The organism is Grimontia indica, from assembly GCF_000333895.2.
GTDB lineage: Bacteria > Pseudomonadota > Gammaproteobacteria > Enterobacterales > Vibrionaceae > Enterovibrio > Enterovibrio indicus.
In genome coordinates this window covers 23,217-35,047 of record NZ_ANFM02000007.1, presented here as the reverse complement: position 1 = coordinate 35,047, position 11,831 = coordinate 23,217, and the positions used below count along the sequence as shown (strand labels likewise).

The 11,831-nt window shown below is 48.7% G+C and carries 12 protein-coding genes; 6 read left to right on the top strand and 6 right to left on the bottom strand.

Translation table 11 applies throughout. The annotated features are described in order from the left end of the window. Positions 1–49 precede the first annotated feature (49 nt). From rlmM to D515_RS04300, 4 genes are read right to left on the bottom strand one after another with little or no spacing between them, the layout of a single operon-like run. The gene (gene rlmM / locus D515_RS04315; RefSeq protein WP_002536344.1) at positions 50–1,117 is read right to left on the bottom strand and encodes a 23S rRNA (cytidine(2498)-2'-O)-methyltransferase RlmM; all 1,068 of its coding nucleotides are present in this window, start codon (positions 1,115–1,117) and stop codon (positions 50–52) included. Between the two features lie 57 nt (positions 1,118–1,174). Continuing rightward, positions 1,175–1,549 carry a DUF423 domain-containing protein gene (locus tag D515_RS04310; RefSeq protein ID WP_002536343.1) on the bottom strand — a complete coding sequence of 125 codons (375 nt, stop codon included), beginning with the start codon at positions 1,547–1,549 and terminating at the stop codon, positions 1,175–1,177. Beyond that, positions 1,549–2,181: an alpha/beta family hydrolase gene (locus D515_RS04305; RefSeq protein WP_002536341.1), complete on the bottom strand. Its 633-nt coding sequence runs from the start codon at positions 2,179–2,181 to the stop codon at positions 1,549–1,551. The genes D515_RS04310 and D515_RS04305 overlap by 1 nt, the downstream gene beginning before the upstream one ends. After that, positions 2,178–3,083, bottom strand: coding sequence for a transcriptional regulator GcvA (locus D515_RS04300; protein WP_002536340.1), 906 nt, complete (start codon positions 3,081–3,083; stop codon positions 2,178–2,180). The genes D515_RS04305 and D515_RS04300 overlap by 4 nt, the downstream gene beginning before the upstream one ends. Before the next feature lie 384 nt (positions 3,084–3,467). On the opposite strand from D515_RS04300, the gene csdA reads away from it, so the two are divergent. The 6 genes from csdA to phaC all read left to right on the top strand — a co-directional run bounded on the left by csdA (position 3,468) and on the right by phaC (position 9,962). Then, positions 3,468–4,691, top strand: a complete 1,224-nt coding sequence (csdA, locus tag D515_RS04295; RefSeq protein ID WP_002536338.1) for a cysteine desulfurase CsdA — start codon at positions 3,468–3,470, stop codon at positions 4,689–4,691. Positions 4,692–4,731: 40 nt separating this feature from the next. Beyond that, positions 4,732–5,157: a cysteine desulfurase sulfur acceptor subunit CsdE gene (gene csdE / locus D515_RS04290; protein ID WP_002536336.1), complete on the top strand. Its 426-nt coding sequence runs from the start codon at positions 4,732–4,734 to the stop codon at positions 5,155–5,157. Between the two features lie 551 nt (positions 5,158–5,708). Next, positions 5,709–6,449: an SDR family oxidoreductase gene (locus D515_RS04285; protein ID WP_002536335.1), complete on the top strand. Its 741-nt coding sequence runs from the start codon at positions 5,709–5,711 to the stop codon at positions 6,447–6,449. Between the two features lie 17 nt (positions 6,450–6,466). Beyond that, complete coding sequence (locus tag D515_RS04280; protein WP_002536333.1) at positions 6,467–7,678, top strand: acetyl-CoA C-acetyltransferase; 1,212 nt, start codon at positions 6,467–6,469, stop codon at positions 7,676–7,678. Between the two features lie 48 nt (positions 7,679–7,726). Then, positions 7,727–8,074, top strand: coding sequence for a phasin family protein (locus D515_RS04275; protein WP_002536332.1), 348 nt, complete (start codon positions 7,727–7,729; stop codon positions 8,072–8,074). Positions 8,075–8,138: 64 nt separating this feature from the next. After that, positions 8,139–9,962 (top strand): class I poly(R)-hydroxyalkanoic acid synthase, encoded by a 1,824-nt coding sequence (gene phaC / locus D515_RS04270; RefSeq protein ID WP_002536330.1) that lies wholly within the window; start codon positions 8,139–8,141, stop codon positions 9,960–9,962. A 60-nt stretch (positions 9,963–10,022) separates the two neighbouring features. On the opposite strand, the gene tcdA is transcribed toward phaC, so the two are convergent. Together tcdA and D515_RS04260 are read right to left on the bottom strand one after the other, a co-directional pair. Further along, positions 10,023–10,823, bottom strand: coding sequence for a tRNA cyclic N6-threonylcarbamoyladenosine(37) synthase TcdA (tcdA, locus tag D515_RS04265; protein ID WP_002536327.1), 801 nt, complete (start codon positions 10,821–10,823; stop codon positions 10,023–10,025). 88 nt (positions 10,824–10,911) lie between these two features. Continuing rightward, on the bottom strand, positions 10,912–11,811 hold the full coding sequence (locus D515_RS04260) for a LysR substrate-binding domain-containing protein (protein WP_002536325.1): 900 nt from the start codon (positions 11,809–11,811) through the stop codon (positions 10,912–10,914). Positions 11,812–11,831: the final 20 nt, after the last annotated feature.

Genomic DNA, 11,831 nt, shown 5'->3' with positions numbered 1-11,831 from the left:
TCTTGCAAAGCCCAAATACGAAGAAGGCAGCCGATTGGCTGCCTTCTCGTTATTTCAGTACACGAATATGAACCGTGATTTCTTCCCGGTCGTGATAAAGATGCTTCGCCTGCATCTCAAATTTCACACCGTTTTCAATCAGGAACTTTTTCAGATTCTGTAGATCGTCTTTCACTTGCTCGAAGCGGCGATTCATCGGCAATTTAAGGTTAAAGATGGTCTCTTTCGCCCAGCCTTCAATCAGCCACTCACCCATCAGTTGTGCTACCCGGTAAGGCTTTTCAATCATGTCACACACTAACCAGGTCACGTTCTTACGTGGTGGCTCGAACTTAAAGCCGTCAGCAGCATGGTATTTCACCTGCCCGGTTTCCATCAGGCTCTCCGCCATCGCACCGTTATCCACCGCGTGAACGAACATTGAGCGCTTCACCAGTTGATACGTCCAGCCACCCGGACAAGCGCCAAGGTCAACAGCCCACATTCCCGGTGCCAATCGTTCATCCCACTCTTCACGAGGAATAAATGCGTGGAAGGCTTCTTCCAGCTTTAACGTCGAACGGCTTGGCGCATCCGCTGGGAACTTCAAACGATGGATACCCATGTAGTGTGGTGAGTTGTTATTCGACAGTGAGTAGCCGACGAAACAGCAGCCCGGCGCAGTGAAACACACATGCAGTACTGGCTTTTTCGGGTTGTCTTTTGCCAGCAATACGCCACGTTTACGCAGCGCCTGACGTAATGGCACAGTAAATTTTCGGCAGAATTTCAGTAACTCTTTTGCCTGCGCGGTATCTGGCGTTTCCACGCGGATATCACCGCATTTTGGCAGTTCCCCGCCGAGCGCCAGAATTGGCGAGATGCGGTCGCCTGGATCCAAATCGTTCAGGGTATCCACTACCGCAATCATCTGACGCGCAAAGATCAATGAGTTCAGCGGCAACGTCTGAAGCAGTTTTTCTGCATCGCCTTGCTGGTAACACTCAAACAGCACGTAGCCAGTGTTTTTTTCCACACGTGGAAAACCATACACTTCGACTCCTGTCGCTTTGTCCTGAATCTCACCCGCACACTCTTTTTCAAAGCCCTGGCGGCAATACAATAAAATCTGGTTCATCTCGGGCCTGTTACCTATAAAAATGACGCGACATTATGATGAAGCAAGGTGCTGAACTCAAGCTTTGCGCCAGAGTGTTACCGCAGCGAGAAGCCATCCCACCAAGAAGCTGGTGCCGCCAAGTGGCGTGACAGGCCAAAGCCATCGCCAATCTGTCAGCGCCAAACCATACAAGCTGCCACTAAAACAAAGCATGCCGATGGCAATAAACCCGCAAGCAAGCGAAAGCATACGCTGTGGCTGGATATGATTCCAAAGCCCCAAGGCGATTAATGCCAGCGCATGCCAGAACTGATACTGCACACCTTTTTCGATAATAGATAGCTCATAGGCGGGAAGCTGCGCTTTTAAGGCGTGAGCTGCAAACGCCCCGAGTGCCACTGCAATACCCGCGAAGATACAGCCAAGTGAAGCGTATTGGCGGCCATTCATTAGCACACCTCTTTGATAAACGCCGCGATGTGATCAGCTGCCATCTGACGGTTACCAGTTTCGGTGTGGCCCGATGCTTTTCGCGGTTTAAAGCTGTGGTCACCATCAGGAATGAACGTCAGGGTGACCTTATCTGACAATGGGTAGCCTTCCAGCTCAGTGCGGTTACCGAAAGTGTCACGCTCCCCCTGCAAGATCAGTGTGGAAAGTGACAAATCGGCAAGATGCTCGCCCTTGTCTTTTTCTGGCTTACCTGGTGGGTGAAAGGGAAAGCCTAAACAAGTTACGCCTTTCACCCTCTCGACATCAGTGAGGTGACTCGCCATTCGCCCCCCCATGGATTTTCCGCCAATGACCGTTTTCTCTGTGCCATATTCCGCAATCACTTCTTTGAATGCTTCCAGCAGTTTGGGCGCGCGGTCTGGCGGGCGCTTCTTACCATCTTCAGCACGTTTGACCATATAAGGGAAGTTAAAACGCACAACACGAATGCCATAAGCGGCAATCATTCCAGCGACTTGCTCCATGAAGTCGTGCTCCATGCCTGCTCCGGCACCATGTGCAAAAATAAACGTACGTTCAGCCGACGCCGGACCATCAATCAACACACTCTTTTCTGAAAACTCACTCATGCAGAAATACTCTCCTGTTCGGCAGCAGCTTTCGCCAATACCCATTCCCTAAATGCTGCGATACGGCCTGAATCCGCATCTTTTTGTTGGCTGACAAGATAAAACGCATTTTTACTCATCAAGAAATGCTCAAACGGACACACCAGTCTGCCAGATTCCAACTCCGGCTGTGCAAGTACATTGTTACTCAATGCGATGCCCTGCCCCAGTGCGGCAGCCTGAAGCACCATGGTGGAGTGACTAAAAATCGGGCCATAATTTAGATTAATGTCACTAATCTGATAGTACTTGGCGTAAGTCTTCCAGTCCTTTCTTGTTCTGTCATGAAGCAAAGTGTGATGCTTCAAATCTTCGAGACTATGCAGTGGCTTAGGCCCATTGAGTACTGCTGGACTGCACACTGGCAGCAGAAACTCCGGATAAAGCTCATCACAGCGCAGCCCAGGCCAATTTCCTCTTCCGTAGTAAATGGCTACGTCGACATCGTCCGTCAGGGAGCCATCTTCCATGTCTACCGCTTTAATGCGCACATCAATCTCTGGGTGTTGCTGGTTAAAGTCCGCCAAGCGAGGTACCAGCCACTGAATCGCAAAACTTGGCGGTAAACTGATGGTCAGAGCCCCTTTCGCCCCTCGCTCTAACACCCGATCCGTGGCATCCGCCAAAGAAGTAAATATATCTTTTATATCAAGAAAATAGCTCTGTCCTTCTTCCGTTAACAGGAGGGAGCGGTTACGACGTCGGAACAGCTTTAAACCAAGGAACTCTTCCAGCGCTTTTATCTGATGGCTCACGGCAGCTTGAGTCACAAACAGCTCTTCAGCGGCACGGGTAAAGCTCAAATGACGGGCTGCGGCTTCAAACACACGGAGCGAATTGAGAGGGGGAAGACGTCGGGCCATGGTGCGTCCTTAACATATAAGTTTTTCTAATGAACAGTATTATAAAATGTCGATTGTTCTGGCTCCAGAGAAAACCTATAGTTTGCGCGCACCACGGGATTCTCGTTCCCTACGTACGACAGATTTTGTGGTTGCGATGTTGTGTTTGCATATTTCGGCATCGCCGAAATTCGGTAGAGATATCTACCTTTCATACTTGCTGTATTTTTTGAATCCTATCAATCAAAAAATTTGTCGTAGCACTGAGCAGATTGCCCGGTGCTTTTTTTTGCCCTTCGTTTCGCCTTGAAACCATTTCACATCCATTACTTTCTCTTGAGTTAATATGACGAAAAAGCGATCATTCGCCTCCATTAACTGAGTCAGTGAAGCGAAACCGAAACCATGACCAACCGCCCTTTTGATGTAGATATCATCCGACGCGATTTCCCATCGCTGGATCAGCACATCCATAGCCAGCCACTGGTTTATCTGGACAGTGCAGCCACGTCGCAAAAACCACGGGCGGTGATCGAGAGCATTAGCCAATACTACTCGGGTGCCAACGCCAACGTGCATCGCGGTTCCCACTCACTAACGGCTTCAGCAACTAACCGCTTTGAAGCGGCGCGTCAAACTGTCGCAGATTTCCTGAATGCCCCTGTTGAAGGTATTGTCTGGACCCGTGGCGCGACAGAAGCCTTAAATCTTATCGCGCAAAGTTATGCCCGCCAGAACCTGAAGCCGGGCGATGAAATCATCGTGACCGAAATGGAACACCACGCCAATATTGTTCCCTGGCAGTTAGTCGCCGAACAAACGGGCGCAAAAGTGGTGAAATGGCCTGTTAATCCCAATACCTGCCAATTAGAACTGACCACGTTAGATAACCTGCTGAACACCAAAACCCGCATGGTGTGCATTGCGCATATCAGCAATGTGACAGGCACCAGAAACCCGATAGAGGCGGTTATCGAAAAGGCTCATCAGTCAGGTGCAGTAGTCGTGGTTGATGGCGCGCAGGCAGTGGTACATGAGAATATTGATGTGACAGCGATGAACGCAGACTTCTATGTTTTTTCCGGTCATAAGCTGTTTGCTCCAGCAGGTATAGGGGCGCTATATGGCAAGCCTTCACTGCTCGAAGCGATGCCTCCGTGGCATGGTGGTGGGAAAATGGTCGAGAAGGTCAGTTTTTCCGGCACCCTGTATGCCGAGTCGCCTGCGAAGTTTGAGGCTGGCACTCCCAACGTTGCAGGCGCCATAGCGCTCGGTGAGGCCATTCACTGGTTTGGCAATATTAACCACATAGGGGCAGAAGCTCATATCGGCACACTTCAGAGCTTACTGGTTGAAGGCATCCAACACATTGAGGATGTACGCATTATCGGCTTACAACGCGGAGCCAGTGTCGTCGCATTTACTGTCGATGGCGTTCATCACTCCGACATTGCCACCTTGTTGGATCAACAAGGCATTGCGGTGCGATCAGGACATCATTGCGCTCATCCTTTAATGGATGCGCTTGGCATCAATGGCTGTGTCCGTATATCAATCGCCCTTTACAACACAGAAGAAGATATCGCCCGATGTGTTGCTGCCATTCAGAAAGCCTGTGATTTGCTTTAAAATACCGACAACCTCTTTTCGCTGACCATTGAGCCGAACCATGACAAACATTCAGCCAACCCATCCTTTTGGTACCGATATTTCGACCGAAGACATCTTAAACGAAATGTCTCAATGCAAAAGCTGGGAAGATAAATACCGTCTGGTTATTCAGATGGGAAAAAAGCTGCCAAACATGGACGAAACATTAAAAGAAGAAAGTATTTCCGTGCCTGGCTGTGAAAGTAAAGTTTGGCTTACATGGAAAATTTGCGAGGGAGTCTACTATTTTTCTGCCGACTCAGACGCAAGAATTGTTAAAGGATTGTTGGCTATCATTCTTGCTGCCGTCGAAATGAAATCTAAAGAAGATATCCTCACTTTTAATTTCGAAAACTACCTTGAAGCCTTGGATCTTCTTGCTCATATCAGCCAATCAAGAAGTAACGGCGTCCGGGCGATCATCAATCAGCTAAAAGCCTTATAAAACCTGCCTAACAGCCCTGTTTTCGTTATAAATTCACTGCTTTAACTGACCACTTTACCGTACAAGAATCACTTTAAAGCTGAGAGGCTGGTCAATTATTCTGCGTTTATAGTTGCGAAAACGGAGGTTTCTTCCTTAAATTCATCTGGTGCATTTTTAAGCAGCACGAATACCTATTTAGTGCATCAATAAATGGTGAATAAAAAAGAAAATCGTTTATTAAACACAAAAAATACCTCAAAAGATCCAAATGAAAACCATAATTTAACACACTGTTAACTTATGGCGTTTTGTTGTAGATCAAGATCTTGTTTCTGTAATTCTCTCCTAATTCCTTTTGCCTTACTCATAAGATTGTATATCTTTAATTTCGGTGGTCATAAAACCATCACACATAATAACTATTCTAAATTCGAGACTAGATGAGTTTCCTTAGTCTCAACCCTTACGCGCTAAAACTAATAAATTACAGGTGCCTGTATTTTTGGATAACCAAATGCAGTTACAGGGGTCAAACGTTCAATTGCTTGTTGTTAAGAATGGAGTCAACAATGAAGAAACTCGCGCTCATCACCGGTTCAAAAGGTGGTATCGGCTCGGCGATCACAGAAAAATTGGTAAGTCAGGGCTATCGCGTGATTGCCACCTACTTCACCGGGAACCTGCAATGCGCCGAGGAATGGTTTGAAGAGAAGAAATTCAACTCAGACCAGGTACGCCTGTTCGAACTGGACGTGACCAGCACAGCTGACTGTGCAGAGCGTCTCCCCAAGCTTCTTGAAGAAGAAGGCACTATCGATGTTGTAGTCAACAACGCCGGTATCACACGTGATGGTCTCTTCAAGAAAATGGCAGCAGATAACTGGCATGCAGTTATCGATACTAACCTCAATAGTCTTTTTAACGTAACCCAACCTCTTTTTGCCGCTATGTGCGAAAAAGGCGGCGGCCGTGTCATCAATATCTCATCTGTTAACGGCCTAAAAGGCCAATTTGGTCAAACCAACTATGCGGCGGCAAAAGCCGGCATGATTGGCTTCACCAAGTCACTGGCATTTGAAGGTGCGAGATCCGGAGTGACCGCCAATGTTGTAGCCCCTGGCTATACAGCAACCCCAATGGTAGAAGCTATGCGCGATGAAGTGCTGGAGTCTATCAAAGGTGAGATTCCAATGAAGCGTCTGGCTCGTCCAGAAGAAATTGCTGATGCAGTCGCGTATCTTGCGAGTGATGCAGCTGCTTACATCACTGGGGAAACGCTGTCGGTCAACGGCGGCTTGTACATGAACTAAACGGGAAAAGACGACACATGGAAAAAGTGTATATTGTCGCGGCCAAGCGTACCGCGATCGGCGCATTCACAGGTTCTCTGAAAGATGTTCCAGCCGGAAAGCTGGCAGCATTTGCAATCAAAGGCGCTCTGGAAGCAGGTAATGTTTCCCCAGACGCTATCAACGAAGTGATTCTCGGCAACGTAGTCAGTGCAGGCCAAGGTATGGGTATTGGTCGCCAGGCCGCCATCTATGCTGAATTGCCAGAAACCGTTCCAGCTTATGCCATCAACATGGTTTGTGGCAGCGGCATGAAAGCGGTCATGGATGCAGTTGCACACATCCGCTGCGGCGACGCAGAGGTCGTGGTTGCAGCTGGTGTCGAGAACATGTCTCAAATTCCGTTCGCAGCGTCAGGCTCTCTGCGCGGCGGACAGAAAATGGGCGACATCGGCCTCAAAGATCTTCTGATCAACGACGGTCTGACTGACGTCTACAACCAATACCACATGGGCGTTACTGCTGAGAACGTTGCTGAGCTCGTCGGCCTAAGCCGTGAGCAACAAGACGCGTACGCGCAGCAGAGCCAACAAAAAGCCGTTGCTGCTGTTGAAGCAGGTCGATTCAAAGATGAAATCGTGCCTGTTGAAGTAAAGCAACGTCGCCAAACTGTCACTTTCGATACTGACGAATACCCTAAAGCAGACTGCACACAAGAAGGTCTGGCGAAGCTTCGCCCAGCCTTTAACCGCGAAGGTACAGTCACAGCTGGTAACGCGTCTGGTCTTAACGATGGTGCCAGCGCTGTGATCGTCGCTTCAGAAGCAGCGGTTCAGCGCCTTGGTCTGAAACCGTTGGCTGAAATCACCAGCTATGCGCAAGTTGGGTTAGATCCAAAAATCATGGGCCTTGGCCCTGTAGGTGCTGTAACAGAAGCTCTGAAAAAAGCAGAGCTGTCTATTTCCGATGTGGATCTGTTTGAGCTCAACGAAGCCTTCGCTGCTCAGGCTCTGGGTGTTGTTCACCAATTGGCGGACAACCACAGCGTCAGCCCTGACAGCATTCTGGAGAAGGCAAACGTCAATGGTGGCGCAATTGCATTGGGTCACCCGCTCGGCGCATCAGGTAACCGCGTTCTGGTTTCACTGATCCACGAGTTGGAAAAACGCGAAGGCACATATGGTGTTGCTTCGCTTTGCATCGGCGGCGGCATGGGTACGGCAGTTGTCGTGAAACGTGCTGATAGCTAAGAACGTTAAACCCCCTTGGATCTAATTAATACACTTAGGAGAAACACCATGTACACCGATATGTTTAAAGCATTCTCTGAGCAAACAGAAAAAACGCTGGCACCTTACGTTAAGTTCAACAAACTGGTTGCTAAGAACGTTGAAACTCTGACTGAACTCCAACTGAGCGCTGTTAAAACTTACAGCGAAATGGGTCTGGCACAAGTTAAAGCAGCAAGCGAAGTGACTGACGTGACTTCTATGACTGCATACAGCAGCCAACAACTGGCAGCGCTGACTAAATTGTCTCAGCAAATGATGGACGACAGCGCGAAGCTGCAATCTATCGCGAAAGAGTTCAAAGACGATCTGGAACAACTGACTACTGAAAACCTGAAAGCTGCTCAACCAGCTTAATTTTAGGTAGACCCGCCCTCTCGCTGCAGAGGGCGGTGTTGTTTCCGATCAAGAGGGTTTACACATGTATCAGAACTTCTTCTCGGACTACCTTGTAAAACTCCAAGAGAGTAACCAGCAATGGTGGAAGGATCTTGAGCAAGGCAAGGCAGCCGTAAACACCCCCCTGAACAAAGCCATCCAAGAGCAGAGTCTCGAAGACACAGCCAAACTTCTTGAGGGTGCTGCAAATCAACCCGCCGCGATGCTGCAAATTCAAATGCAGTGGTGGGAACAGCAAATGCAAATCTGGCAAAACGTTGCGCTTGCGGCAAACAAAGAAGAAATCGTTACGCCGGAAAAAGACGACAAACGTTTCCAGGACAAAGGCTGGCAGGATGAAGTGTTCTACAACTTCATCAAACAATCTTATCTGCTGTTTGGCCGCACTTATCTCGAAACCATTAACGCGGTGGAAGGATTAGATGACAAAGCCAAAGAGCGCCTGAACTTCTTTTCTCGTCAGGCTATTAATGCCATGTCACCAAGCAACTTCGTGGGCACAAACCCTGAACTGCTTAAGCTGACCATGGAAAAGAACGGCGAGAATCTGGTGAAAGGTCTGCAAAGCCTACAGGAAGATATTGAGTCCAGCTCAGATATCCTGAAGGTTCGCATGACCAACAACAACGCATTCCGTATTGGCGAAGACATTGCCAATACTCAGGGTGATGTTGTGTTCCAGAACGAACTGTTCGAGCTTATCCAGTACCGTCCATTGACTAAAACTGTCAATGCAACGCCACTGCTGATCGTGCCGCCGTTCATCAACAAGTACTACATCCTCGATCTTCGCGAGAAGAATTCGATGGTGCGCTGGTTAGTTGAGCAAGGCCACACTGTATTCATGATGTCTTGGCGCAACCCAGGTGTTGAGCAAAAAGACGTTGAGTTCGGTGACTACGTGACTGAAGGTGTTGTGAAGGCGGTGTCTGCGATTGAGGACATCACTGGCCAATCACAAATCAACGCTGCTGGTTACTGTATCGGTGGTACTGTGCTGGCAAGTACTATCGCGTACTACGCAGCAAAACGCATGAAAGCGCGCATCAAGTCGGCGTCTTTCTTCACCACTCTGCTCGATTTCGCGCAACCAGGTGAAGTAGGTGCTTACATCAATGACAGCGTGATCAGTGCGATTGAGCTGCAAAACACGGCACGTGGTTATATGGATGGCCGCTCACTGAGCGTGACCTTCAGCTTGCTGCGCGAAAACAGCCTGTACTGGAACTACTACATCGATAACTACCTCAAGGGCAACAGCCCGGTAGATTTCGATCTTCTGTACTGGAACAGTGACAGCACCAACGTCGCAGCAGCAACGCATAACTTTATGCTTCGCGAGCTGTACCTGAACAACAAACTGGTTCAGGACAAAGGCGTGAAAGTGGGTGGCGTTTGGATTGATTTGAACAAAATCAAAATCCCTACCTACTTCATCTCAACCAAAGAAGACCATATTGCACTTTGGCAAGGGACTTACCGTGGCGCACTGAATGTGGGCGGCAACAAGACCTTTGTATTGGGTGAGTCCGGCCACATTGCTGGCATTGTGAACCATCCAGCGAAAGGTAAGTACGGTTACTGGGTGAACGATGAACTGAGTGAATCTGCAGACGAGTGGTTTGAATCTGCGGAACACACTGCCGGTTCTTGGTGGACTCATTGGGATGAGTGGCTATCTGCTTACAATCCGAAGGAAAAGATCGAGCCTTATGCACAAGGTTCAGAGAACTTCCCTGTACTCGGTGTTGCACCAGGTAACTATGTGAAGCAAGTGCTTCCGATTCAGCCTGAAACTGAAGCCAAACCTGCTGCAAAAAAAGCACGCGCTAAAGCTGACGCTTAATGCTCCAAAACCAAAAAGGCCGCGAACGTTCGCGGCCTTTTTTTGTGCTTTTTAAAGCAGCTATTTTTTCGCTGTCAGTTTGGTGATGATGCGTGAAACGGCGACAAAGCCAAACGTCGCGGTGACCATGGTTGCCGCTCCGAAACCGCTGGCACAATCCATTCGCTTTGGTCCTTCTGCCGTCGCTTTGGTCTCACATACAGAGCCGTCTGGCTGAGGATACTTCAACTGCTCGGTCGAGAACACGCAATCAATACCAAACTTGCGCCCTTGAGTTTTGGTGAAGTTATGGAAACGGCGAAGGTTATTGCGAAGTTTTGCCGCCAGTGGATCTTGAATCGTTTTAGTCAGATCCGCGACCTGAATTTGGGTCGGATCAATCTGCCCACCAGCACCACCTACTGTGATGATTTTGATCTTATTGCGCTTACAGTAGGCCAACAATGCCGTTTTTGGCTTGATGCTATCGATGGCATCAAGCACGTAGTCATAGTCTTTGGTGATGTATTCTGGAATGTTGTCTTCAGAGATAAAGTCGTCAATCAGGTTGATTTTACAATCCGGGTTGATTGCCCGAACACGCTCAGCCATCACCTCGATTTTGCTTTGACCCACAGTGCCAGACATAGCGTGAATTTGACGATTGATGTTGGTAACACACACGTCATCCATATCAATCAGTGTCAACTCGCCAATACCGCTTCGAGCCAGCGCTTCAACTGCCCATGATCCCACTCCACCAATACCGATCACGCAAACGTGCGACTGGCGCAAAATCTCAAGCTCAGTGGCGCCATACAGACGGCGAGTACCGCCGAAGCGTTGCTGATAGCTTTCCGATGCAGGTTGAGTTGTTGTCATAGTAGTTCGCTCTGTTGCTCGATTTTCGACGTGGACTGCGGTTTATACTCGCTTGGACGCAAAATGTCCATGACTCCCAAAACCGCAGTCACGAGTGATTAATGCGCACTGGCATCAACTCTTGTTTCAACCAGTCTATTACCTGTTTCACTGGCCCCAATCGTCGTTTATAGCCATGGCTAAACAGAAAGTAGCCATACAAACTGTCGAAGCTCAATGAAAGTGGGTTGCTCACTTCCTGGCAATCTAACGCATCTTGAATCAAAAACTGGGGTATCAGCGCCATTCCTTCATGATGCTTCACAGCCTCCAGTGCCATGTAAAAGTGCTCAAAGCCAGCGCCATAGTTGGGGCCGTTAGGTGCGACTTTTAGCTCATGCCAGAACTGGTTCCATATTTGGGGACGGGTAATATGGCTGATGGCATTGAGCGGCAAAAGATCTTCCAGTGACTCTGCATCAGAAACCAAGAATGAGGAAGCCACCAGCATCAGCCTTTCTCTCACTAAAAGCTCCGCTTCTTCTTCATGGGTCGACAAGGGCAAACAATGAATCGCGATATCGCTTTGATATCGGTTATGGCTGTCCGACGTCACACTAGCACGGACCGCCAGTTCAATGTTCGGATAAGCTTGCCTAAATGCCGCCAAGCGAGGGATCAACCACATACTCGCCATCGAAGGTGGTACCGATATTTCGATACGGTTCTTGGTTTCTGATGTCTGCATGACGGTCGATGTAGCGTGCTGGAGGTTTTCCAGCGCTTCGACCACGGAAGGCAAATAGCGTCTTCCCGCGTCTGTCAGCTCGACCTTTCCGCCAGTACGTTCAAACAGTGAACACCCCATCAATTCTTCCAAATGAAGGATTTGTTTACTGATAGCACTTTGTGTCAGGTTTAACAGTTTCGCCGCTTTTGAAAAACTCAATGTTTGCGCCACCACCGTAAAGGTTCGCAAGGTTTTCATTGGCGGAATAGGCATTGCCATATAGCTACCCTATGAATTTT

Coding starts and splice junctions, on each gene's coding strand:
- rlmM (WP_002536344.1), bottom strand. CDS start 1,117: ATGAACCAGATTTTATTGTATTGCCGCCAGGGCTTTGAAAAAGAGTGT.
- D515_RS04310 (WP_002536343.1), bottom strand. CDS start 1,549: ATGAATGGCCGCCAATACGCTTCACTTGGCTGTATCTTCGCGGGTATT.
- D515_RS04305 (WP_002536341.1), bottom strand. CDS start 2,181: ATGAGTGAGTTTTCAGAAAAGAGTGTGTTGATTGATGGTCCGGCGTCG.
- D515_RS04300 (WP_002536340.1), bottom strand. CDS start 3,083: ATGGCCCGACGTCTTCCCCCTCTCAATTCGCTCCGTGTGTTTGAAGCC.
- csdA (WP_002536338.1), top strand. CDS start 3,468: ATGACCAACCGCCCTTTTGATGTAGATATCATCCGACGCGATTTCCCA.
- csdE (WP_002536336.1), top strand. CDS start 4,732: ATGACAAACATTCAGCCAACCCATCCTTTTGGTACCGATATTTCGACC.
- D515_RS04285 (WP_002536335.1), top strand. CDS start 5,709: ATGAAGAAACTCGCGCTCATCACCGGTTCAAAAGGTGGTATCGGCTCG.
- D515_RS04280 (WP_002536333.1), top strand. CDS start 6,467: ATGGAAAAAGTGTATATTGTCGCGGCCAAGCGTACCGCGATCGGCGCA.
- D515_RS04275 (WP_002536332.1), top strand. CDS start 7,727: ATGTACACCGATATGTTTAAAGCATTCTCTGAGCAAACAGAAAAAACG.
- phaC (WP_002536330.1), top strand. CDS start 8,139: ATGTATCAGAACTTCTTCTCGGACTACCTTGTAAAACTCCAAGAGAGT.
- tcdA (WP_002536327.1), bottom strand. CDS start 10,823: ATGACAACAACTCAACCTGCATCGGAAAGCTATCAGCAACGCTTCGGC.
- D515_RS04260 (WP_002536325.1), bottom strand. CDS start 11,811: ATGGCAATGCCTATTCCGCCAATGAAAACCTTGCGAACCTTTACGGTG.